The organism is Methylobacterium organophilum (assembly GCF_022179465.1).
GTDB classification, from domain to species: domain Bacteria; phylum Pseudomonadota; class Alphaproteobacteria; order Rhizobiales; family Beijerinckiaceae; genus Methylobacterium; species Methylobacterium organophilum.
The window spans coordinates 185,067-207,724 of record NZ_BPQV01000009.1; the positions used below are offsets into that span (position 1 = coordinate 185,067).

Annotated in this window: 23 protein-coding genes and 1 tRNA gene; 13 read left to right on the plus strand and 11 right to left on the minus strand. The window is 69.4% G+C overall.

Annotated features, from left to right (window positions below; all coding sequences use genetic code 11):
- Nucleotides 1–92 precede the first annotated feature (92 nt).
- On the plus strand, nt 93–2,438 hold the full coding sequence (locus tag MFF21_RS15995; RefSeq protein ID WP_238312274.1) for an Orn/Lys/Arg family decarboxylase: 2,346 nt from the start codon (nt 93–95) through the stop codon (nt 2,436–2,438).
- Entirely contained in the window at nt 2,438–3,061 is a 624-nt protein-coding gene (locus MFF21_RS16000; protein ID WP_238312276.1) for a GNAT family N-acetyltransferase, read from the plus strand. Before MFF21_RS15995 ends, MFF21_RS16000 begins: the two co-directional genes overlap by 1 nt.
- Here the strand turns inward: MFF21_RS16000 and MFF21_RS16005 are convergent.
- The gene (locus MFF21_RS16005; RefSeq protein ID WP_238312277.1) at nt 3,052–3,798 is read right to left on the minus strand and encodes a YebC/PmpR family DNA-binding transcriptional regulator; all 747 of its coding nucleotides are present in this window, start codon (nt 3,796–3,798) and stop codon (nt 3,052–3,054) included. The two genes, MFF21_RS16000 and MFF21_RS16005, sit on opposite strands and share 10 nt — an antisense overlap.
- Before the next feature lie 198 nt (nt 3,799–3,996).
- Here MFF21_RS16005 and MFF21_RS16010 point away from each other — a divergent pair, with 198 nt between their 5' ends.
- Entirely contained in the window at nt 3,997–5,064 is a 1,068-nt protein-coding gene (locus MFF21_RS16010; protein WP_238312279.1) for an SDR family oxidoreductase, read from the plus strand.
- Here MFF21_RS16010 and MFF21_RS16015 read toward each other — a convergent pair.
- From MFF21_RS16015 to MFF21_RS16030, 4 genes are all read right to left on the minus strand, one after another.
- On the minus strand, nt 5,000–6,172 hold the full coding sequence (locus MFF21_RS16015) for a GNAT family N-acetyltransferase (protein ID WP_238312281.1): 1,173 nt from the start codon (nt 6,170–6,172) through the stop codon (nt 5,000–5,002). The two genes, MFF21_RS16010 and MFF21_RS16015, sit on opposite strands and share 65 nt — an antisense overlap.
- Nucleotides 6,169–7,518 (minus strand): lipopolysaccharide biosynthesis protein, encoded by a 1,350-nt coding sequence (locus tag MFF21_RS16020; protein WP_238312283.1) that lies wholly within the window; start codon nt 7,516–7,518, stop codon nt 6,169–6,171. Before MFF21_RS16020 ends, MFF21_RS16015 begins: the two co-directional genes overlap by 4 nt.
- An 80-nt stretch (nt 7,519–7,598) precedes the next feature.
- Nucleotides 7,599–8,486 (minus strand): SGNH/GDSL hydrolase family protein, encoded by an 888-nt coding sequence (locus tag MFF21_RS16025; protein WP_238312284.1) that lies wholly within the window; start codon nt 8,484–8,486, stop codon nt 7,599–7,601.
- A complete protein-coding gene (locus tag MFF21_RS16030; RefSeq protein WP_238312287.1) occupies nt 8,483–9,580 on the minus strand; it encodes an OpgC family protein in 1,098 nt (365 codons plus the stop codon). Before MFF21_RS16030 ends, MFF21_RS16025 begins: the two co-directional genes overlap by 4 nt.
- A gap of 236 nt (nt 9,581–9,816) precedes the next feature.
- On the opposite strand from MFF21_RS16030, the gene mnmA reads away from it, so the two are divergent.
- The 4 genes from mnmA to MFF21_RS16050 all read left to right on the plus strand — a co-directional run bounded on the left by mnmA (nt 9,817) and on the right by MFF21_RS16050 (nt 14,102).
- Entirely contained in the window at nt 9,817–10,974 is a 1,158-nt protein-coding gene (mnmA, locus tag MFF21_RS16035; RefSeq protein WP_238312288.1) for a tRNA 2-thiouridine(34) synthase MnmA, read from the plus strand.
- A gap of 51 nt (nt 10,975–11,025) precedes the next feature.
- On the plus strand, nt 11,026–11,682 hold the full coding sequence (locus MFF21_RS16040) for a methyltransferase domain-containing protein (RefSeq protein ID WP_238312289.1): 657 nt from the start codon (nt 11,026–11,028) through the stop codon (nt 11,680–11,682).
- Nucleotides 11,679–12,467, plus strand: a complete 789-nt coding sequence (locus MFF21_RS16045; RefSeq protein ID WP_238312290.1) for a TVP38/TMEM64 family protein — start codon at nt 11,679–11,681, stop codon at nt 12,465–12,467. Before MFF21_RS16040 ends, MFF21_RS16045 begins: the two co-directional genes overlap by 4 nt.
- A 138-nt stretch (nt 12,468–12,605) precedes the next feature.
- Nucleotides 12,606–14,102 (plus strand): sensor histidine kinase, encoded by a 1,497-nt coding sequence (locus tag MFF21_RS16050; RefSeq protein ID WP_238312291.1) that lies wholly within the window; start codon nt 12,606–12,608, stop codon nt 14,100–14,102.
- A gap of 6 nt (nt 14,103–14,108) precedes the next feature.
- Here the strand turns inward: MFF21_RS16050 and MFF21_RS16055 are convergent, their stop codons facing one another.
- Nucleotides 14,109–14,759 (minus strand): YceI family protein, encoded by a 651-nt coding sequence (locus MFF21_RS16055; protein WP_238312292.1) that lies wholly within the window; start codon nt 14,757–14,759, stop codon nt 14,109–14,111.
- Nucleotides 14,760–14,842: 83 nt separating this feature from the next.
- On the opposite strand from MFF21_RS16055, the gene ruvA reads away from it, so the two are divergent.
- Complete coding sequence (gene ruvA, locus MFF21_RS16060; RefSeq protein WP_238312293.1) at nt 14,843–15,457, plus strand: Holliday junction branch migration protein RuvA; 615 nt, start codon at nt 14,843–14,845, stop codon at nt 15,455–15,457.
- Between the two features lie 38 nt (nt 15,458–15,495).
- Here ruvA and MFF21_RS16065 read toward each other — a convergent pair whose 3' ends face one another.
- Nucleotides 15,496–15,795: a DUF3572 domain-containing protein gene (locus MFF21_RS16065; protein ID WP_238312294.1), complete on the minus strand. Its 300-nt coding sequence runs from the start codon at nt 15,793–15,795 to the stop codon at nt 15,496–15,498.
- Nucleotides 15,796–15,871: 76 nt separating this feature from the next.
- On the opposite strand from MFF21_RS16065, the gene MFF21_RS16070 reads away from it, so the two are divergent.
- Complete coding sequence (locus MFF21_RS16070) at nt 15,872–16,252, plus strand: response regulator (RefSeq protein WP_238312295.1); 381 nt, start codon at nt 15,872–15,874, stop codon at nt 16,250–16,252.
- Nucleotides 16,253–16,289: 37 nt separating this feature from the next.
- Nucleotides 16,290–17,666, plus strand: a complete 1,377-nt coding sequence (locus MFF21_RS16075) for a PleD family two-component system response regulator (protein WP_238312296.1) — start codon at nt 16,290–16,292, stop codon at nt 17,664–17,666.
- Between the two features lie 13 nt (nt 17,667–17,679).
- Here the strand turns inward: MFF21_RS16075 and MFF21_RS16080 are convergent, their stop codons facing one another.
- Nucleotides 17,680–17,862 (minus strand): hypothetical protein, encoded by a 183-nt coding sequence (locus MFF21_RS16080; RefSeq protein ID WP_238312297.1) that lies wholly within the window; start codon nt 17,860–17,862, stop codon nt 17,680–17,682.
- Between the two features lie 182 nt (nt 17,863–18,044).
- Here MFF21_RS16080 and MFF21_RS16085 point away from each other — a divergent pair, with 182 nt between their 5' ends.
- The gene (locus MFF21_RS16085) at nt 18,045–19,109 is read left to right on the plus strand and encodes a phosphatase PAP2 family protein (protein WP_238312298.1); all 1,065 of its coding nucleotides are present in this window, start codon (nt 18,045–18,047) and stop codon (nt 19,107–19,109) included.
- Between the two features lie 174 nt (nt 19,110–19,283).
- On the opposite strand, the gene MFF21_RS16090 is transcribed toward MFF21_RS16085, so the two are convergent.
- From MFF21_RS16090 to MFF21_RS16100, 3 genes are all read right to left on the minus strand, one after another.
- Nucleotides 19,284–19,370, minus strand: a tRNA-Leu gene (locus MFF21_RS16090).
- A 52-nt stretch (nt 19,371–19,422) separates the two neighbouring features.
- Nucleotides 19,423–20,613: an FAD-dependent monooxygenase gene (locus MFF21_RS16095; protein WP_238312299.1), complete on the minus strand. Its 1,191-nt coding sequence runs from the start codon at nt 20,611–20,613 to the stop codon at nt 19,423–19,425.
- Nucleotides 20,614–20,620: 7 nt separating this feature from the next.
- Complete coding sequence (locus tag MFF21_RS16100; protein ID WP_238312300.1) at nt 20,621–20,881, minus strand: zinc-finger domain-containing protein; 261 nt, start codon at nt 20,879–20,881, stop codon at nt 20,621–20,623.
- Nucleotides 20,882–21,064: 183 nt separating this feature from the next.
- On the opposite strand from MFF21_RS16100, the gene map reads away from it, so the two are divergent.
- Together map and radC are read left to right on the plus strand one after the other, a co-directional pair.
- Complete coding sequence (gene map / locus MFF21_RS16105; RefSeq protein ID WP_238312301.1) at nt 21,065–21,892, plus strand: type I methionyl aminopeptidase; 828 nt, start codon at nt 21,065–21,067, stop codon at nt 21,890–21,892.
- Nucleotides 21,893–21,899: 7 nt separating this feature from the next.
- On the plus strand, nt 21,900–22,658 hold the full coding sequence (gene radC, locus MFF21_RS16110) for a RadC family protein (RefSeq protein WP_238312302.1): 759 nt from the start codon (nt 21,900–21,902) through the stop codon (nt 22,656–22,658).

A 22,658-nucleotide genomic window follows, 5' to 3' on the forward strand; every position in this document is an offset into this window, starting at 1 on the left:
GCAGGCGCGCCTCTGTATTCCACCCTCTGTCATTGAAACGTCGCGGATGCGCCGGAAAGGCTGACATCCCCTCGCGAGGAGAACCGGGCTCAATGGATTTCCACCGCCGCTTCACCGTGCTGATGTGCGCTCCCGCCTTCGACCCGGATGATCTCGAAGGCGCGCGGGTCGCGCAGATCGTGGCGGCCGTCGAGCAGCGCGGCTTCGAGGTGGTGCGCGCCCGGCGCGTCGAGGACGCGGCCATCGCCGTGCAGACGGATGCCGCGGTGGGCTGCCTCGTGGTCGACTGGGGCAAGCGCGGCCTCGATGGCAAGGCCGCGGCGCTCATCGACATGATGCGCAAGCGCGGCCTGGAAATGCCGATCGTCATCATGGTCCGGCGCAAGCGGCTCGAGGACATCCCCGTCGAGCTGCTCGACTTCATCGACGGCTACATCTTCCTCGCCGAGGAGACCCCGGAGTTCATCGCCCGCAACCTCGTCTCCCGCGTCACCCAATATGCGGAGACCCTGAAGACGCCCTTCTTCGGCGCGCTCGTCGACTATGCCGAGGAGGGCAACCAGCTGTGGACCTGCCCGGGTCACAATGGCGGCATCTTCTACAACCGCTCGCCGATCGGCCGGATCTTCGTCGAGCATCTCGGCGAGGCGATCTTCCGCGACGACCTCGACAACTCGGTGCTCGATCTCGGCGACCTGCTGACCCACGAGGGCCCAGCCCTGAAGGCGCAGAAGGAGGCCGCCAAGATTTTCGGGGCGGAGAAGACCTACTTCGTCCTCAACGGCACCTCGGCCTCCAACAAGATCGCCCTCTCGGCGCTGGTGGCCGAGGACGACCTCGTGCTGTTCGACCGCAACAACCACAAGGCGGCCCATCACGGCGCCCTGTTCCTGGGCGGCGGCATCCCGATCTTCCTGGAGACGGACCGCAACGCCTTCGGCCTGATCGGGCCGATCTACCACGAGGCCCTCGACGAGACCCGGATCCGCGAGAAGATCCGGGACAACCCGCTGGTGAAGGACAAGGAAGCCTGGCGCCGGGAGCGCCCTTTCCGCGCCGCCGTCATCGAGCAATGCACCTATGACGGCACGATCTACGACGCGCAGGAGATCGTCGAGAAGATCGGCCACCTCTGCGACTACATCCTGTTCGACGAGGCCTGGGCGGGCTTCATGAAGTTCCACCCGCTCTATGCCCGCCGCTTCGCCATGGGCCTGACCGGGCTCGACGAAACCTCGCCGGGCATCATCGCCACCCAATCGACCCACAAGCAGCTCGCCAGCTTCAGCCAGGCCTCGCAGATCCACACCCGCGACGGGCATATCCGCGGCCAGACCCGCCGGGTCGAGCACAAGCGGCTGAACGAGAGCTTCCTCGTCCACGCCTCCACCTCGCCGTTCTATCCGCTCTTCGCCTCCCTCGACGTGGGCGCGCAGATGATGAAGGGCCGCTCCGGCGTGGTGCTGTGGGACGATACGATCCGTCTCGGCATCGAGTGGCGCAAGAAGGTGCGCGCCATCCGCAAGGAGTTCGAGGAGAACGAAGCCGATCCCAAGCGACGCTGGTTCTTCGATCCCTTCGTGCCGGACGTGGTGACCGGCCCCGAAGGCACGGAGGTTCCCTGGGAGAGCATCGCGACCGACGCGCTGGCGAACGACGCCCGGTACTGGGAGCTGACACCCGGCGCCTCCTGGCACGGCTTCACCAAGGTGGCGCCGGGCTACGCCATCACCGATCCCAACAAGCTCACCGTTCTCACTCCCGGCTTCGACCATAAGACCGGCGAATATGCCGAGCACGGCATCCCGGCCCCGATCGTGGCCCAATACCTGCGTGAAAACCGCATCGTCGCCGAGAAGAACGACCTGAACTCGCTGCTCTTCCTGCTCACGCCGGGCGTCGAATCCTCGAAAGCCGGCACCCTCATTTCGGGCCTCGTCGCCTTCAAGCGGCTGCACGACGACAACGTGCTGCTCGAAGAGGCGATGCCGGAATTCGTTGGCCGGCGGCCGAAGCGCTACCGGGGCGTGCGCCTGCGCGACCTCTGCGCCGACTTCCACAACTTCCACCGCGAGGCGAACACCTCCGCCCTCCAGCGCAAGCAGTTCATGCCCGAGCACCTGCCCGAGATGGTGATGGCGCCGAAGGCCGCCGCCCAGATGCTGACCCGCAACAAGGTCGATTACGTGCCGATCGCAGAAGCCGAGGGGCGCATCGCCACCACCCTGATGCTGGTCTACCCGCCGGGCATCGGCACCGTGCTGCCGGGCGAGCGGCTCGACGCGCGGGCGAAGCCCATGCTCGACTACTTCAAGATGTTCGAGGCCTCGGCGAACCTGTTCCCCGGCTTCGAGGCGGAGATCCAGGGCGTCTACCGCGAGGTCGATCCGGACGGGCGGATCCGCTTCCACACCTATGTGCTGCGCGAGGGCGCCTGATGGCGGAGGGCGCAGCGCGGTTCCTCAACGGCCAGGACATCGTGATCCGACCCTCGTCGGACGCCGATGTCCCGGCGATGATCGCGATCTACGAGTGCCACATCCGCAGGGGCGTCGGCGACACGGGCGATTTCGAGGAGGAGCGCCTGCTGCCCGACGACCTCAAGCGGCGGCGCAAGAACATGCGCAAGAAGCGCCTGCCGCACCTCGTCGCCGAGCGGGGCGGCGCGGTGGCGGGCTACGCCTATGCCGTGCCGTTCCGCAAGCGGCCGGCCTATCGCTACACCCTGAAGCACTCGATCTACGTGCATCCCAACCACCTGCATGCGGGGATCGGGCGCCGGCTGCTGCCGGCGCTCATCGAGGCCTGCGCCGCGGGCGGATACCGGCAGATGATCGGCTATATCGATGCCCGCAACGAGGCGAGCCTGCGCCTGCACGAGGCCTGCGGCTTCACCCGAGTCGGGTACCTGCCGGCGATCGGCTACAAATACGGCCGCTGGAGCGACAGCGTGATGGTCCAGTGCCCCCTCGGCACCGGCTCCGACGACCAGCCCTCCTCCTGGCAACGGCCGGAAACCCTGGTTCCGGCCGTCGTGGAGGAAGATGCGCTTCAGCCCTGAAGCTTCGCCATCAGGGCTTCGGAGAGGGCGAAGTTGACGTAGACGTTCTGCACGTCGTCCTGATCCTCGATCACCTCGACCAGGCGAACCAGCTTCTCGCCGGTCTCGTCATCGACGTCGATCGTGTTCTGCGCCTTCCAGACGAGGCCGGTGCGGGTCGGCTCGCCGAAGCGGGCTTCGAGGGCCTTGGCGACCTCGCCGTAGGAATCCTGCGCGCAGGTCACCTCGTGACCGTCCGCGTCCGAGCGCACGTCGTCGGCTCCCGCCTCGATCGCCGCCTCCAGCATCGAATCGGCATCCGCCACCGAGGCCGGGAAGGCGATGACGCCGACGCGGTCGAACATGAAGGCCACCGCCCCGGTCTCGGCGAGGCTGCCGCCGGATTTGGTGAAGGCGGAGCGCACGTCCGAGGCGGTGCGATTGCGGTTGTCGGTCTGCGCCTCGACGATCAGCGCAGCGCCGCCCGGGCCGTAGCCCTCGTAGCGGATCTCCTCGTAGTTCTCGCCGTCGGCACCGGCGGCCTTCTTGATCGCCCGCTCGATATTGTCCTTGGGCATGTTCTCGGCCCGGGCCGCGAGCACCGCGGCACGCAGGCGCGGGTTCATGGCCGGGTCCGGGGTGCCGAGCTTAGCCGCGACGGTGATCTCTCGGGCGAGCTTACCGAAGACCTTGGAGCGGACCGCGTCCACGCGGCCCTTGCGGTGCATGATGTTCTTGAACTGTGAATGGCCGGCCATGGCGCTTTCCCCGTGCCGTGGCGGAGGGCTCGGGAGGCCCGATCCTCGACGCCCGCGGCGATGTTTCTAAGGAGGCAGCCTTATAGGCGGGGCGCCCCTTCGCTGGCAACGCAGGGCACCGCCTCGCGAAGAAAGAACCCGGGAGCATCGACTCGCCCACGGGAACGTTGTCCCGGCTCAACCATGACGGGATGGACGATGACGCGCGGGCGAACAGGTAGCGTGGTGGTGACGGGCGGAACGGCCGGGGTCGGCCGGGCGGTGGTCGAGGCCTTCGCGAGACGCGGCTGGAACGTGGCGGTGATCGCCCGCGGCGAGAAGGGCCTGGATGGCACCGTGCGCGCCATCGAGCGGCTCGGCGGCCGGGCGCTCGCTTTCTGCGCCGACGTCGCGGATGCGGATGCCATGCGCCAAGCTGCGGACGAGACGGCGGAGGTTTTCGGCGGCATCGATGTCTGGGTGAACAATGCCATGCTCACGGTCTATGCCGAGGTGCGCGACATGGGCCCGGAGGAATTCGCCCGAGTGACCGAGGTGACCTATCTCGGTCAGGTCCACGGCACGCAGGCCGCTCTGCGCCACATGCTGCCGGCGAACCGCGGCACCATCGTCCATATCGGTTCGGCCCTGGCCTACCGCTCCATCCCCCTGCAATCGGCCTATTGCGCGGCCAAGGCGGCGGTCCGCGGCTTCGTGGATTCCCTGCGCACCGAACTCCTGCATGACGGCAGCGCCGTGCGGCTGACCATGGTGCAATTGCCGGCGGTCAACACCCCGCAATTCGACTGGGCCCGCTCGCGCCTGCCGCGAAAGCTCGAGCCGGTGCCGCCGATCTTCCAGCCGGAGGCGGTCGCCGAACAGATCGTCCGCGCCGCTTTCGAAGCGCCGCGCGAACTCTGGATCGGCGGCGCGAGCTGGAAGGCGATCCTCGGCAACATGATCGCCCCGGGCCTGATCGACCGCTATCTCGCGACCCATGGCTTTCGCGGAGAGATGACGAGCGAGCAAGCCATGAAGAAACGCCCCGACAACCTCTACGAGCCGGTCGACACCGATCCCGGCGCCCATGGCCGCTTCGACGACCGCTCCGCGAACCGGGTCGCGGCGGCCGATCCACGCTGGCTGAAGCTCGGCCTCGCAGCGGCCCTCGGGCTGGTCGGGGGCGCGACCCTGTTCGCGACGCGGGCCGAGGGGCGCGGGCTCAGCCGCGGCGCAGGAGGCGCTTCGCCTCGGCTTTCGCCGCGTGCTCGAAACGGGCGAGCCTGACCCGGCGCTCCAGGCTCACGAGACCGTCGCCGCCGGGCGGCACCGCGATGATCTCGGCGACGATCTCGCGCTCCCGGTACAGGCTTTCGAGGGCCGAGCCTGGCAGGGTCGCCGAATCGAGGCGGTCGGCGAAGGCGGTCTCGTGCAGGGCGCGCACGATCTCCGCTTCGAGGAGCAATCCGGGCGCCGCTTGGCGCTCGCCCTCGTCATAGGCGGTCTTGAGCAGGGCCGCGTTGCGGCCCGCGATGAGGGCGAGGCTGATCGCCAGCGGCCGCCCGTCCAGGGCGAGGGTATCGGCACGGATGCCGATGGGGCCACCGGTCGCCGCGAACAGGCTGCGGGCAAACGCTTCGGTGCGCGGGCGCGAGCGCAGGGCTGTGCCGGCCTCCCCCTTCCAGCCCGCCGCTTCGAGGGCAAGGAAGGCTTCCACCGCCTCAGCCAGAGCTCCGCCCTCGCGCGCCGTCTCGATGGTGAGGCGCCCCGTCTCTTCCAGGCGACGCCGGCGGCGGCGCAGATCCTTCAGGCGATTCTTGTGGGGATGCCCGTCGAGGAAGGCGTCATGGTCGGGCCGGCGTTCCAGGACCGGGCGTTCGAAGCTCTCGATCTCGGCGAAGCTCCAGCCCTCGGCCCGCATGGCCGCGAGCAGGGCCGCTCCGACCCGGGCCTGCGTCGACAGGAGCGGCCAGCGCCAGGCGCGACCGCCCGAGGCCTGCGCCAGTCCCTCCGTGAGGAGCAGCATGGTCTCGGCGAATTCGGGGCCTTCGGCCACGAGGGGCGCCGTCGAGGTGACGAAAGGAGAGAGGAACGGCTTGGCGACGGCCCGGCCGAAACCGGTGATGTCGAGCCCGCGGGTGAAGGGCAGCACCGCGTCGAGGCGGTCGCCGTGGCGCACGGTGACGAGGCCGAGGTCACGCGGAGCAAGGCCGTGGGCGCGATGCGCCTCGACGACATGGCGGCTGAAATGCGGATGCGGATCGGCGGCCCGCTCGGACAAGGCGTCCCAGTCGCGGTCGCCGGCAGCGAGCGCTTCCGCCGTGACGATCTCGATCCGCGCGGAAGCAGGACGGGAGGCGGAACCGGCGCGGAACCGGGACAGGATCGCCGTCATGGGCAGGCGGGCTTTCGCAAATGGGTGAAGGCGCTCGTGGACAGGCCATGGATGGCGCGGGCGCCGAGCGCCATACCGGCCGCCCGCAAGACGGTCGCCGACGCCATGGCCAGGGCCGCGCCCAGAAGGCCGAGCAGAGGCACGAGGGTGAGGGTCAGGAGGACACCGAGGGCGAGCGCCGCGACGGTGATGCCGGCACAGAGGCGCTCGCCCCCGAGCATGTTCAGAAGGTCCTCCCCCGGACCGAACAGGCTGGCCCCGACGCTGCCGGCAACCAGGATCGCGACGAGCGGCAACGCCTCGCGGAATGCGGGACCGAATAGGCCGAGCAGCAGCGGAGCCGCCGCCACGGTCCCGGCGGCAACGACGGCGGTCGCGAGGGAGGTCCAGAGGGCCTGGCCCCGCACCAGCGCCAGAAGCGCCGCCTCGTCGCCCCGTGCGCGGGTGGCGGCGAAGCGCTGGGCCGTGGCCGCGGAGGCGGCGTAATGCACGAAGACCGTGAATTGCTGGATGCGCGTGGCCGCGAAATAGAGGCCGACGCTCGCCGGCGGCATCAGGAAGCCGAGCACCACCACGTCGATGAAGCCGAAGGCGGCCGTGGCGAGGTCGCCCCCGGCGATCGGCAGACAGGCGGCAAGCCAGGGCCGCCAGCGCATCCGCCTCTCTCCTTTCGGCAGCACGGTGCGCAGGCGCGCGGCAAGCAGGACGGCCTGGAGGATCGCCGACAGGCCCGTGGCGAGCAGGGTGCAGGCGACAGCGACCCAGGCCTCGGCCGGGGCTCCGCCGAGCACCGCGGCGATCATGAAGGCCATGATCAGGCCCTGGCGCAGCAGGTAGGGCGGCGCGATCGCGAGCACCGCCCAGTTCTGGCTGCGCGCCACGCCTTCGAGATAATCCTGCAGGGCGAAGAGCGGCAGCAGCAGCGCCCCAAGCAGGATCGGTGTGCCGTAGGGGTCCGCGAGAAGGCCGCCTTCCAGGCACAGGCAGAGCCATCCGAGACCGGCAAGGGCGAGGCCGCCGAGGACGCTCGCGGCGGCACCTCCGGCCAGGAAGCCGCGCATCTCGTCGAGGCGCCCCGTCTCCTGGGCCGCCGGCAGGAAGCGGCAAGCCCCCTGCGACAGGCCGAGGGTGGCGGTATGACCAAGGATGGCGACCCAGACCCAGACGGTCGCGAAGATGCCGTACTCGCTGCTGCCCATCATCCGGGCCATCAGCACCTGGGCGACATAGGCGAAGCCCGCCGCGGCGATGCGCACGGCGAAGACCCCCAAAGCCGAGGCACCGGCGCCGGAGCTGGCCGCCTTCAGCCGGCCGATGGCCGCATCGAGGGACGAACCGGCCGCCATCGGGGTTCCGCCTGCCGCGGGCGGAAGCGCGCCGCAACCCTCAGGTTACGCGGCGCGCGTTTCGGCGAAGTTAAATCGGCTCAGTTGCCCGAGGGGGTCGCCTTGCCTGGGGGCAGCGCGCCCTGCGGGGCCGTCCCGGCGGTGCCGGTCGCGGCCGGGTCGGATTTGAGAAGCGACAGGGTGATGGCCCGGGTCACGTGTTCGGCCATGCAGCGGAAGCCGAGATCGCTCAGCCGGAATTGCGGCCCGAGCATGTGGGTCTCGTAGCGGCCGCCGGTAGTGGAGAGGTAGCGCATCGCCTCGTAGCGATGCACCAGGGGCACCGCCTCGCGGCTCGCGATCTCGCGGACCTTGGCGACCATGTCGTTGTAATAGGCGTCCTCGGCGAGGCTCTGGGTGAAGAGCGGGTCGATCAGCACGATGTCGATGTGGTGCGACTTGATCCACTTCACGGTGTCGTCGAGCGCCTCGCCGAAGGCGTCGAGATCGACCCGGGCGAGGGCGTCGTTGGTGCCCACCTGCCAGACCACGAGGTCGGGCTCAGTCTCGGCGACGATGGAGCGCAGGCGCTCCCCGGCCCCACTGGTGATCTCCCCCGAGAGCCCGCGGGAATCGACCTCGATGTCCACGTCCGGCAGCGAGCGCTCCAGCGCCGTCTCCAGCCTCACCGGATAGGACGCCGCCGCGCCCATGCCGGCAGAGGAGGAGCCGATGGAGAGGACGCTGATCGGCCGCTTCTGCTTCAGGGCCACCTTCACCGCGGAAAGCTTGGCGAGGGTGTAGAGCTTCGAGCCGGGCACGCGGCATTCCGGCGACAGGCTCGGATCGACCGCCTCGACGCTGGATCCCGGCGCGGCGGGGATGGGCTGGGGCGGCGAGACCACCGCCGGCGCCGTCTCCGCCGCCAGCGGCGCGGTGACGAGGAGAAGCAGGCCGGCGAGGGCGGACGGGCGCAGGCGGCCCCTCATGGCGCCGGGGCCACCTTCGGCTTTCGGGAACGCCACTCGACGAACCATGAGGTGAAACCCAGACCGAACAGGCCGAACCCGACCACGCACACATCGACCAGGAAGCCGCCCCCCGTCTGGAACCGGACGAACTGCGCTCCCAGGCTGAAGAGCGAGCCCATCGAGAACACGGCGAGCGAGTTGCGCCCTAATCCCGAGAGGAACCGCGCCAGCGGCTCGATCCAGGGAAGGATCCAAGCATACACCGCCTGGAAGCAGAGGAGTACTCCGCAGAAATGAACGAGGCGTGCCGGGGTCAGATAGGTCTTGTCGAACACGAAGAGCAGGCGCGGCTCGGGCACGAGCAGGGGGTCCGGCCGGATCTCGTAGACCGAGAGCACGACTCCGATCGCCACGATGACAGCGCCGAGCGGCATCAGCCGGCGGAACCACAGGCGCAGCCGGGCCGAGCGTCGGGTCGCGTCCTGCAGGAAGAAGCCGAGCACCAGCAGCAATTGCCAGCAGAGCGGATCGAAGAACCAGGCCCCCTCCCCCGGCCAGGAGGGCAGGTTCCAGTCGAAGATCAGGCTCGTCAGGTAAAGGGCGAAGGACAGGCCCAGCACCGCCCAGCGGCTCAAACGCGACATGATCACCATGCCCGGCGACATGGCGAGCAGCACCACGTAGAGGGGCAGGATGTTGAAGAAACCGAGCTGGTGCGTCAGCAGCACCACGCCGACGATGGTCTGAATCGGATCGGCGAACAGCACACCGGCATTGTGCCATTCGAGGATCAGCGGGTTGTCGAGGGCAAGCGCCGCGCCCGCGATCATGGCGAGCCCGAGGGTGATGATGGTGATCTGCGCCCGGTAGACCTCGATGGTGCGCGAGAGCATGCGCAACACGCTGCGCATCGCCGGCTCGGGCGCGCCATCACGCCCCCGCGTGGCCAGGCCGATCGACCAACCGGCCAGGAACACGAACAGCTCCGCGGCATCCGAGATGCCGTATTGCGAGAAGGTGTAGTGCTGGAAGGTGTTGCCGGGAATGTGATTGATGAAGATCGTGATCAGCGCGAAGCCGCGCCAGAAATCGATCGCGTTCGGTTCCCGCATCGGGCTCCCGTCTCCGGCGTGAAGGCGTCGCGGCGCGCTCCCGGCAAGCGCCCGCTGCGGAAAGCCGTGCCGTGATAGAGGGGCGCGCCGTCCTTGCAAAGCCGCTGCGCCGGACGCGGAATCCAGGCCGCGCAGCCGATCCCTGGAATTTGAAGAGCCGGATCGCTATAGCCTCAATCCGAACAACCGTTCCCTCGCGGCCTCGAACCGGCGCGGCAGGCGCCGCCCATCCATCGATGAACTCCCTCGATCTCCCGAAGCCCCCGCACGAGACGCGCGTCGTCGTCGCCATGTCCGGCGGCGTCGATTCCTCCGTCGTGGCCGGGCTCCTGAAGCGCGAGGGCTACGACGTCGTCGGCATCACGCTGCAGCTCTACGACCACGGCGCCGCCACGCACCGGAAGGGCGCCTGCTGCGCTGGCCGCGACATCCACGACGCCAAGCGCGTGGCGGAGACGCTGGGCATCCCGCATTACGTGCTCGATTACGAGGACCGTTTCCGGGAATCGGTGATCGACCGCTTCGCCGAGAGCTACCTCGCCGGTGAGACGCCGATCCCCTGCGTCGAGTGCAACCGTTCCGTGAAGTTCCGCGACCTGCTCGGCATGGCCCGCGACCTCGGGGCCGAGGCCCTCGCCACCGGCCATTACGTGGCGAGCCGGCCCGGGCCGAACGGGCGGCGCGCGCTCTACCGCGCCCTCGATCCCGCCCGCGACCAGAGCTACTTCCTCTACGCCACGACGCCGGAGCAGCTCGACTACCTGCGCTTCCCCTTGGGCGAACGGCCCAAGGACGAGACTCGTCGGCTCGCGCGCGACCTCGGCCTCGCCGTGGCCGAGAAGCCGGACAGCCAGGACATCTGCTTCGTGCCGCAGGGACGCTACGCCGACGTGATCGCCAAGCTGCGCCCGGAGGCGACCCGGGCGGGGGAGATCGTCGATCTCGACGGGCGTGCGCTCGGCACCCACGAGGGCATCGTGCACTATACGGTCGGCCAGCGGCGCGGACTGCGGCTCTCGGTCGGCGAGCCGCTCTACGTGGTGCGGCTCGAGCCCGAAAGCGCCCGCGTCGTGGTCGGCCCCCGCTCGGCTCTGGCCACGAGCCGGATCCGCCTGGACGACGTGAACTGGCTCGGCGCCGGCCCGCTCCAGGACCTCGACGGCCTGCCGGTCGCCGTCCGCGTGCGTTCCACCCGCGAGCCGCGACCCGCCCATCTGAGCTGGAACGCGCAGCGGGGATATGCGGAAGTCACACTGGTGACGCCTGAAGATGGTGTGTCTCCCGGTCAGGCCTGCGTGATCTACGCCGACGAGGATTCGCGCGCCCAGGTTCTGGGCGGCGGTACCATCCGGCGGGTGGACAGCGTGCCGGCGGGCACGGCCAAGGCCGCCTGACGCGTTGAGACCCGAACCCTTTCGACATTCCAGACGAGGACCGACGACGCGATGCTGAGCGAGCCGATGCGGGAGGCGGGGCCGAGCACGGCGCTGATGCGCAAGGCCTACGCCCGTTGGGCGCCGGTCTACGACGTGGTCTACGACAAGCTGACGGAGCCCGCGGCCCGCGCCGCGGTGAACGCCGCCGTGGCCCACGGGCCGCGCGTGCTGGAGGCCGGCGTCGGCACCGGCCTGTCGCTCGGTTACTACCCCAAGGGCAGCTTCGTCTGCGGGGTCGACCTCTCGGAGGACATGCTGAAGCGCGCCCGCGCCAAGGTGCGCCGCCGCGGGCTCTCCCATGTCCACGGCTTGCAGGTGATGGATGTCTGCCGCCTCGGCTATGCCGACAACACCTTCGACGCGGTGGTGGCGCAGTTCCTGATCACCCTCGTGCCCGATCCCGAGGCGGCCCTGTCCGAGTTCCTGCGGGTGGTACGGCCGGGCGGAGGCATCGTGCTCGCCAACCATTTCGGGCAGACCGATGGGCCGGTGGCCCGGGTCGAGGAGATCGTCGCCCCGCTCTGTACGAAGATCGGCTGGTCCTCCGCCTTCAAGTCGACGCGGATCGAGGCCTGGGCCCGGGCGAACGGCGTCGAGTTCGTCGGTGTGGCACCGACCTTCCCCGGCGGCTTCTTCAAGATCCTGCGGATGCGCAAGCCGGGGTGACCACCCCTCCCACCATGCCGGCACCCCGCGGCGGCCTCTGGCTGCGGATCTTGCCCTTCGCCGCCCTCGTCTGCCTGACGCTGGTGGTGCTCGTCTCCGGGATCTGGCGCGAGATCAGCCTCGACAGGCTGCTCGCCTCCCGGGACTGGCTCCACGACAGCGTGGCGCAGAACCGGCCGCGCGCGCTCGCCGTCGCCGTGCTGGTCTATGTCTCCGCCGTCATCGTCTCGGTGCCGGCGAGCCTCGTGCTGACGATGATCTACGGCTTCCTTTTCGGGACACTGACGGGCGCGCTCACGGCCGTCTGCTCGGCCACCACGGGCGCCATGATCGTCTTCTCGATCGGCCGCTACGCCGCTCGGGACCTGATCCTGCGCCGGGCCGGCTCCTGGCTGGGCCGTTTCGCCGAGGGCTTCCGGCGGGATGCCTTCGGCTACGTCGCCTTCCTTCGGCTCCTGCCGATCTTCCCGTTCTGGATGACGAATCTGGTGCCGGCGGCCTTCGGTGTGCGCCTGCGCACCTTCGTCCTCGCCACCTTCCTGGGGTTGCTCCCCGGCGCCTTCATCTATGCCAGCCTCGGCTCGGGCGTGAACGACCTCGCAGCCGCTCATGCCCGCGCCAAGGCGCTCTGCCTCGCCACCAACGGCACGAATTGCGAGGAGGCGATCGATCTGCACGGGCTGATCACGCCGACCACGATCGCTTCGCTGGTCGGCCTCGCGCTTCTAGCTCTCTTTTCGGTCGGAATCAGGCGGCAGCTTGAGCGACGGACGCGACCGGATTAACGATTGCGCGCAATGATGCTGCCAGCCGACGCGGCGTCGGAACCTGGCGGCGGCAAAAGAAGCAAGAGAAGACGGCATTCGCCCATGAACGGCCGTCCCGGGGAACGAGCGGGGGAAACGCAAAGCGGAACCATGGAGATGGCAGGCAGCCAGACGGTTGCGTCGGCAAGCGACACGACCAAACGGCCCACGCCCGGGAAACGCCTGTCGGCGTTCTTCGGGCGCCAGCTCGGGCTGTCCGGTCGCTTGTTCCTGCTCACCGTCGCCTTTGTCGCCATCGCCGAAATCCTGATCTACATGCCGGCGGTGGCCAATTACCGCCGCTCCTGGCTCTCCGACCGGATCGCCGCCGCCCAGGTCGCCGCCTTGGTGCTCGACGCGGCGCCGGACGGCCATGTCACCGAGGATCTCGCCCGACGCCTGCTGACCGGCGTGAACGCCCGCGCCATCGCCGTGCGCGACAAGGAAACCCGCCAGCTCGTCACCCTGGAGACCGTCCCCGACGAAGTCGCTGATATGGTCGACCTGCGCCACTACGACTGGATCGAGGCGATCCACGGGGCTTGGCGCACCTTCGTCGCGCCGTCCGACGCGCCGATCCGGGTGGTGGGCAAAGGGCGCGACGGCTTCGACCTCGTCGAGATCCTGCTCGACGAGGCGCCCCTGCGGGAGGCGATGATCGACTTCTCGATCCGGCTGCTTCTCTCCTCCCTCGTCATCGCCGCGGCCGCCGCCGGCCTCGTCTTCGTGACGCTGCAATTCTTCATCGTGCGGCCGGTGCGGCGCCTCGTGCGCAACATCACCGAGTTCGCCGACGATCCCGAGAGCGCGGAGAAGGTGATCCGGCCGACGCGGCGCACGGACGAGATCGGCCATGCCGAGACGGCGCTCGCGCGGATGGAGACGGCGCTCTCGGACGAGCTGCGCCAGAAGCGGCGGCTCGCCGAGCTCGGCCTCTCGGTCAGCAAGATCAATCACGAGCTGCGCAACCTGCTCACCACCGCGCAGCTTCTGGGCGACCGCCTGGAGGGCGTGGCCGATCCGATCGTGCAGCGCGTGGCGCCCCGGCTCGTCGCCACCCTCGACCGGGCGATCCGCTTCTGCGAGGCGACCCTGGCCTATGGGCGGGCGACGGAAGCGAACGCCCAGCGCCGCCTGGTGAAGCTCAAGCCGATCCTCACGGAGCTCACGGACCTGTCCGACCTTGCCCCGGGCACCCGCACCCATGTGCGCGTGCAGGCTTCGAGCGATCTCGAGATCGATGCCGATCCGGAGCAGCTCCAGCGCGCCCTGACCAATCTCGTGCGCAACGCGGTGCAGGCCCTGGCGACCTGCCCGGACGCCGCCGTCGAGCCGATCGTGCGGATCGACGCCCACCGGGAGGGCCCCTGCGGGCTCGGCCGGGTGACGATCCTCGTGACGGACAACGGCCCCGGCCTGCCCGAGCGCGCCAAGGCGCATCTCTTCGCCCCGTTCCAGGGCTCGGTCCGGGCCGGCGGAACGGGTCTCGGCCTCGCCATCGCCGCGGAGCTGGTGCGCCTCAACGGCGGCACGCTCGGCCTCGACGAGACCCGCTCGGGCGCCCGCTTCCGGATCGTGATCCCGGACCGCAGCGCCCGCGCGGAGGCGGCCTGAGGCGGGCTATTCCGCCGCCTTGAACTCGCCCTCGAGCCGCAGGGCGATCTCGTCGCCGAGCACCGGCAGGTAGGCGCTCACGCCGAAATCCGAGCGCTTGATCACCGCGCGGCCGTCGAAGCCCACGGTGTATTTCTTGTCCACCGGATGCGCGCCGGCCTGGTTGAAAGTGGCGTCGAAGGAGACCGGCTTCGTGACGCCCTTCAGGGTCAGGTCGCCGATGACGCGGGCCGTGGTCGGCCCGGTCGGCTCGACCGCACGGGCGACGAAGCGCGCCTCCGGGAAAGTTTCGACATCGAGGAATTCCGGCTTCTTCAGGTGCTCGTCGAGCTGCGCGTTCAGGGTGCCGACGCTCCCCGTACCGATCCGCACGGAGAGGGTGCTCTTGGCCGGATCCTTCGGATCGAGGCTCGCCTCGCCGGACACGTCCGAGAAGGCGCCGTAATAGGTCGAGAAGCCGAGATGGCTGATCGACCAGGTGATCTTGGCATGGTCGGGATCGAGCAGGTAGCGCCCTGGCCGCACCTGGGTAGGGTCCGTCGAGACGCCGGGGGCCGGAGGGGCGCTCTTGGCCGCGGGCTCCTGGGCGGCGGTGGCCGCGCCCGGCCAGGCGGTCCCCGTCGCGAGAAGGAGTGCCAGGACGGTCGCGCGTTTCATACGGTCACCTTGTCGGTTCGGGTCGTCTCGGGGATATGGCACTCGGGCCGGCGAACCAAGCCCGGCGCCAATACGGATCCCGCATGATCGGCAAGCTCAAGGGCGTGGTGGATTCCTTCGGGGAGGATTTCGTGATCCTCGACGTGCAGGGGGTCGGCTATCTGGTCCACTGCTCGGCGCGCACCCTGCAACGGATGAATGCCGGGGAGACGGCGACCCTCTCGATCGAGACCCATGTCCGCGAGGACATGATCCGCCTCTACGGCTTCCGCGCGGATGCCGAGCGGGAATGGTTCCGTCTGCTCCAGACCGTGCAGGGGGTCGGCTCCAAGGTGGCGCTCGGCGTCCTCTCGGTGCTGGAGCCCGACGCGCTCTCCCAGGCCATCGGGACCGGCGACCGCACGGCCATTGCCCGAGCGCCCGGCGTCGGTCCGCGGCTCGCCGCCCGCCTCGTGGCGGAGCTGAAGGATAAGGCGCCCGCCTTCGCCCCCGCCGACCCGACGCTCGCCGCCCTGCGCGGGCCGGAGACCGGTGGCGGTCTGCCGCAGCCCGTCGCGGACGCGATCTCCGCTCTGGTCAATCTCGGCTACGCCGAGGCGCAGGCTTCGTCAGCCATCGCCGCCGCCCTCAAAGCCGCCGGCGAGACACCGGAGACGAAGACCTTGATCCGGCTGGGCTTGCGGGAGCTCGCCCGCTGAGGCCCCCATAACACCCACCCCAGATAGCAGAAACGGGATCAGATCCCGCCCTCGTCGAAGGGCGGTGGCTGGAGTCGGGCCCAGGCGGCAGCGACACGCTCCGGCTTGAGGCCGAGGTCGCGGGCGCAGGCGAGCAGCATCGGCTCGTCGCGCATCACGTGGTCGAGGACCGCACCGAGGAAACCCGGCTCCCCCGCGGCAACTCGCAGGGCATCGGGCGTCAGCCCGCTCTCGGCCATGAAGAGATGCAGGCGCTCGGGATCCTGCGCGAGCCAGCCCAAAACCTCTAATCCGAGGCGTTCGGCCGCGTCATCTCCATGATCAAATTTGCGTTTCATCAAGGAGTACCACTTAAAAGGAATTTGGTCAGCGTGCGAGGAGAGCGAGGTCACTTATGCCCCGGAACCTTGGGTCATGACAAAGACGGTTCTCATCGTCGAGGACAACGAGCTGAACATGAAGCTCTTCAACGATCTGTTGGAGGCTCACGGCTACGCGACCCTCAAGACCGCCAACGGCATCGAGGCGATCGAGCTGGCCCGGACGCATCGTCCGGACCTGATCCTCATGGACATCCAACTCCCGGAAGTCTCCGGCCTCGAAGTCACCAAATGGCTCAAGGACGACGACGAATTGCGGGGGATCCCCGTCATCGCCATCACCGCCTTCGCGATGAAAGGTGACGAAGAGCGCATCCGAGAGGGCGGCTGCGAGGCATATCTGTCGAAGCCGATCTCCGTGGCGAAGTTCCTGTCGACCGTGCGCAGCTTCCTGGAAGACGGCGTGAAGCGCTGAGCCCTGCCCGAGGCGGCCAGGGTGTGAGGGATCGGATATGTCTGCCCGCGTCCTGATCGTCGACGACCTCTTTCCGAACGTGAAGCTGCTCGAGACGAAGCTCGCCCTCGAATATTTCGAAACGCTCGCCGCGATGAACGGCGCGGATGCCCTCGCGATCTGCGAGAAGGGCCTGTGCGACATCGTCCTGCTCGACGTCATGATGCCCGGCATGGACGGCTTCGAGGTCTGCCGCAGGCTCAAGGCGAACCCGGCCACCGCGCATCTGCCCGTGGTCATCGTCACCGCCCTCGACCAGCCCTCCGACCGCCTCCGCGGGCTCGAGGCAGGCGCCGACGACTTCCTCACCAAACCGATCGACGACACCGCCCTCTTCACCCGGGTCCGCAGCCTGGTGCGGCTGAAGGCGGTGACCGACGAACTGCGTAGCCGTGCACTGGCCTCGCGCGCGATGGGCATGGCCGACCCCCTCGCCCTCGCCGCCGCTGAGGACGGCCAGAACGCCCGCATCCTGCTCGTCGAGGACCGGCCGAGCGCGGCCTCCCGCCTGTCCGAGGCGCTGTCGCGCCAGCACCACGTCGTGATCGAGCCCGATCCGGGCAAGGCGCTCGCCCTCGCCACGGAAGGCGATTTCGAGCTCGCCCTGGTCAGCCTGGATCTCGCGGAGTTCGACGGCCTTCGCCTGTGCGGCCAACTCCGCTCCCTCGACCACACGCGCAACATGCCGCTGATCATGCTGGCGGAGGAGCACGAGCGGGCACGGGTCATCCGCGGCCTCGAATTCGGCGTGAACGACTTCTTACTTCGACCGATCGACCGCAACGAGCTGATCGCGCGAGTCCGCACCCAGGTGCGCCGCCGTCGCTTCTCCGAAACCCTGCGCGTCGCCCTCACCGCCTCCCTGGAACTCGCGGTGACCGACGATCTGACCGGGCTTCACAACCGCCGCTATCTCGACGGCCGTCTCGGCCCGGTCTTCGGCGACGCGGCGGCGCGCAAGCGCGGGCTCGCCTGCCTCCTCCTCGACATCGACCGCTTCAAGGCGATCAACGATACCTACGGCCACGATGCCGGCGACGAGGTGCTCCGCGCCTTTGCCGGCCGCGTCCGCGCCCTCACCCGCGAGGTCGACATCGTCGCGCGCTACGGCGGCGAGGAGGTGGTCATCATCCTGCCCGGCACCGAGATCGCGGAAGCCCGCGCCGTGGCCGAACGGATCCGCCTGCGGATTGAGCGGGAGCCCTTCGCCATCGAACGCGGCGCGAAGGCGATCGCCGTCACGGTCTCCATCGGCGTCGCCGAGCGTGAGGCGCGCGATCAGGGTCCCTCCGACATGCTGAAGCGCGCGGACACGGCGCTCTATCGAGCCAAGGAAGCCGGCCGCAACCGGGTCGAGGCCTCGGCGGCCGCCTGAACCTCCCGGGCGATCAACCGGCGCCGGGATCGGCCTCCTCCCCCTGCCCCGGATGCCCCGGCTTCCCATCAGTCTTCTCGTTCGGATCCTTGACGGCATCGGGCGCGATGTTGCGCCGCGCGCCGCCCCCCTCGTCCGAAGCGGGATGCTCTGTCCCGTCACGGTCTCTGTCTTTGTCTCTGTCGGCCTGAAACATCGCATCCCTCTCAGACGAACACCGGCGCAAGGCGCACGGCGACCTCAGACGGGAACGCCCGGGTCGGCCAATCGATGCGGCACAGGGAAGCGTGACGGATCGACCGGGGCGGCAAAGCCTTCACAGGAGAGGCGGCGGCCACATGGCCGAGGCGAAGCGCCCCATGAGGAGGTCTCAACGCGATGCTGTCGGAAGAGGGAGGCTTGGCCTTCTCGAACATCGGGCGTGCGGACAGCCATGGCGCGTCCGCGGAAGAACCCTCCCGGCTACGCCTGATCCCCGCCAGCCTCGCCGCACCTCACCCCGGCCTCTGGATCCTGACCGTCCTCCTCATCGTCTTGGATGCGATCTGGCTCTCGCTGTCGGGCATCCGGCTCCAGGCGCGGGGCTTCGCGATCGGCTTCGCCTTCGTGGCCGTGCTGCTGGTCGCCGCCGCCCTTCTGGGACCGATCAAGTCCGAGCCCAAGCTGCGTGCCATGGCCCTGGCATCCGCCAGTCTCGTCGCCTTCACCCTGCCGCTCGCGGTCCTCCACTACCTGACCGCGACCCTCCCTCTCCCCTTCGCGGACGAGACACTGGCCCGGGTCGAAGCGGCCCTCGGGTTCGACTGGGTCGCCTACATCGCGTTCCTCGCGGCGCATCCCTCGCTCTCGTGGTGGCTCGCGCTGGCCTACCATTCCAGCGGTCCCCAGATTGCCGTGGTGGTGATCGTCCTGAGCGCATGCTCCCGACTGGGGCGCCTCTGGACGTTCGTGCGCCTCTACGGAGCGCTGATGCTGTGTTCGGTCCTGGTGGCGGCGATCTTTCCGGCCATCGGCTCCTATGCCCATTTCAAGCCGGGTATCGTGCCCGCCGACCAGTTCGAGACGGTCGGCGCGGTCTGGCACCTAGAGCCCCTGAACCGCCTGCGCGAGGGCACGATGCGGGTGATCGCCCTTGAGGACATCCGCGGGCTCGTCACCTTCCCCTCCTTCCATGTCTGCCTGGCCATCATCTCCGCCTGGGCCCTGGCGCCGGTGCCGATGATCGGTCCCCTCGCCGCGCTTCTCAACATCGCCGTCATCGTCGCGACGATCGGCTCGGGCGGCCACTACCTTCCCGATGTCCTGGCGGGCGGCCTGCTCTCGCTCCTGATACTGAGCGGCCAGCGCCTGTCGCGCGGACGCTCGATCTTCTGGCGGCGTGTCAGACAGGCGGCCTCTCCCCTCGACCGAGCGGCCTCACCGCCTCGCACCGCAACCGGCTGATCGGATCGAGCGGGCTTCTTCGCCCGTCGCCTGCAGGGGATAGCTGCAACGACCTTTTCGCCAGCGCAGCGAAACGGCAACCGAGAACAGGAAAAGGGGAATTCGGCCGAGCCCGCCACGGCGGTTCGGCGAGGCGATCCATCACGCCGTCGATCGGAGCAGGGCCACGGAAATTGGTGCGGACGGCGGGACTCGAACCCGCACAGCCTTGCGGCCGCAAGATTTTAAGTCTCGTGCGTCTACCGGTTCCGCCACGTCCGCGCCGGGCGACGGCGTAGCGGTCGCCCGGCGCCAGATCAAGCCGTCGCGTCGGTCAGGCGCCTTCGGGATTCCAGCCGTAGAGCCAAGCGTAGCGCCCGCTCATGCCGGTGGGGCCGAGGCGGCGCATCACCAGGTTGCGGACGGCTCCCTTGAAGGCGCCGGCATGGTACGCTCGGCCATTGGCCCGGGCCGCCTTCTGTACGCGCCGCACCCGCGCGTAGCGGGCGCGGGAATAGGCCGCGAGGGCGGCGGGCACGTCTGGGTCGCTCGCGAGGCAGCGGGCGAGGATGGCCGCGTCCTCGATCGCGAGAGCGGCGCCCTGTGCCAGGAAGGGCAGCACCGGATGGGCCGCATCCCCCAGGAGCGCCAGGCGCCCCCGCGCCAGCGGTCGTCCGGCCGGGCGGTCGACGAGGGACCAGACCACCCAGGTATCGGGCAGACCGAGCAGGTCGGCCAGGGGTGAAGCCGCATCCTCGAAATGGGCGCGCAGGACCGCCGGCTCGCCGAGGCGGCCCCAATCCTCGTCGCCCTCCCGCTCCGGCACAATGGCAACGACGTTGAGCCGCTGGCCGCCCATGATCGGGTAATGCACCACGTGCCGGCGCGGGCCGAGCCACAGCCCGGTCTGCTCGCCGGCTAGGGCTTCGGGCACGGCCTCCCGCAGCACCGTCGCCCGCCAGGCGGCCTGCCGGTGGGTCACGAGCGGGCGCGGGTCGAGCCCGTGCCGCAGGCGCGAGCGCACCCCGTCGGCCGCGACGACGAGATCGGCCTCCAGGCTGTCCCGACGCCCGCCATCGACACTCTCGAGCGCCAGCGTCGCGGAGCGTGCCGCTTCCTGCAGTCCCGTCACCTCGCGTCCCACCATCAGGCGGATGCCCGTCCGCGCGCGGACGGCATCGAGCAGCAGCGTCTGCAGGTCGGCCCGGTGGATGACGTAGTAGGGCGAGCCGTAGCGCTCGCGCAGGGGCGCCCCGAGGGCGACGCCACCGATCCGCCGCCCGCTTGCCAGGGAACGAATCTCGACGCCCGGCGGCTCGTTGGCCGCCCGGCGCAGGGCCGCACCGAGGCCGAGCCCGATCAGGACGCGGCTCGCATTGGGCGAGATCTGGAGTCCCGCACCGACCTCCGAGAAGCCGGTGCGGCGTTCGATGAGAGTGACGTCGTGACCGGCCGCATTCAGCGCGAGCGCAGCCGTCAAGCCGCCGATGCCGGCCCCGACGATGGCGATCGAGAGCGTACTCAAGGCCGGATCAGGCGGCGTCCTTGGCTCCGGGCTCGTCGCTCCAGAGGCAAGCCGCCGGCTCCGCGGTGCCGGGCCGCAGCTTCGGGTCGTAGCGGAACAGCGTCGAGCAGTACTGGCAGATGATCTCGTCGTCCCGCCCCATGTCGAGGAAGACATGCGGATGGTCGAAGGGCGGCAGCGCGCCGATGCACATGAACTCCTTGGAGCCGACATGCACCACCGCCACGCCGGGCTGGTTGTGGAAGTGCGGAACCGCCTTGTCTGCCATCGCGCCGTCCTGTGCCGGTGCCCGCGACAGCGCCGCGGACCGATCCTCGAATGCCGAAGGCTTGAGGGTCTAGCCCGTCGCGGCGGCGAAGCCTAGAGCCCGAGGGGCCCGACAGGGTTGGCGCTCGCGGCCGCGAAGCGTAAACACATCGGGAATCCGACCGAGCGCGTTAAAAATACCGTCATGAGCCGAGACCAAACCGCCGTTGCCGAGGGATCCCGGCGCGCGCCCGAGCCGCCGATCCACGGGCCGGAGGGATTCGAGGGCATGCGCCGCGCCGGTCGCCTGACCGCCGCGGCCCTCGACCTGCTCATGGAGGCGGCGCAGCCCGGCGTGACCACCGAGCATCTCGACCGTCTCGCCTTCGAGTTCGGCATGGATCACGGCGCCTATCCGGCCTCGCTGCATTACCGCGGCTACCGGAAGTCGATCTGCACCTCGATCAACCACGTCGTCTGCCATGGCATCCCCAACGACAAGCCCCTGCGCGAGGGCGATATCGTCAATCTCGATATCTGCCTGATCCTCGACGGGTGGCACGGCGATTCGAGCCGCATGGCCTATATCGGCGAGGTACCACGCAAGGCGCAGCGCCTGTGCGAGATCACCTACGAGGCGCTGATGCGCGGCATCCAGGCCGTGAAGCCCGGCGGCTCCACCAACGACATCGGTCGCGCGATCCAGACTTACGCCGAATCCGAGCGCTGCTCGGTGGTGCGCGACTTCTGCGGCCACGGGCTCGGCCGGGTCTATCACGATGCCCCGACCATCCTGCACTACGTCGAGCCGAGCTACGACGTGCCGCTCAAGCCGGGCCAGTTCTTCACCGTCGAGCCGATGATCAATCTCGGCCGGCCGGCGGTGAAGGTTCTCGGCGACGGCTGGACCGCCGTGACCCGCGACCGCTCGCTCTCGGCCCAGTTCGAGCACACGATCGCGGTGACGGAAGACGGCTACGAGATCTTCACCCTCTCGCCCAAGGGCCTCGACCAGCCCAAGCCGCAAGGCTGAGCCGCGGATGTCGCGCAGGCTGCCGGACCCGTCCGCGGCGCCCGGCCTGCTCGATTCGATCGCCGACGTGACGCCCGCCCCGGCGCAGGCGGAGGTTCCCCATTACCACGGCCACCGGGAGCGGCTGCGTGCCCGCTTCGCGGAAGCCGGGGCCGATGCGCTCGCCGATTACGAACTGCTTGAGCTCGCCCTGTTCCGGGCGATCCCCCGGCGGGACGTGAAGCCGCTCGCCAAGGCACTGATCAAGCGGTTCGGCTCCTTCGCCGAAGTGGTGAGCGCGGAGCCCGGCCGGCTCGCCGAGGTCGAGGGCGTCTCAACCGGGGTAATCGCCGATCTCAAGCTGATCCAGGCCGCCGGCCACCGCCTCGCCCGCGGCGCCGTCGCCGCCCGGCCGCTGCTCTCCTCCTGGAGCGCGCTCCTCGAATACCTGCGCGCCACCATGGCCTTCTCGCCCCGGGAGGAGTTCCGGGTGCTGTTCCTCGACAAGCGCAACCACCTGATCGCCGACGAGGTGCAAGGCCGCGGCACCGTCGACCACACGCCGGTCTACCCTCGCGAGGTGGCCCGCCGCGCGCTCGAACTCTCGGCCACGGCGATCATCCTCGCCCACAACCACCCCTCGGGCGACCCGACGCCCTCCGGCGCGGACGTGCGCATGACCCGGGAGATCGTATCCGTTCTCGATCCCCTCGGCATCGTGGTGCACGACCACGTCGTCCTCGGACGGGAGGGACATGCCAGCTTGAAGGGTTTGAAACTGATCTGA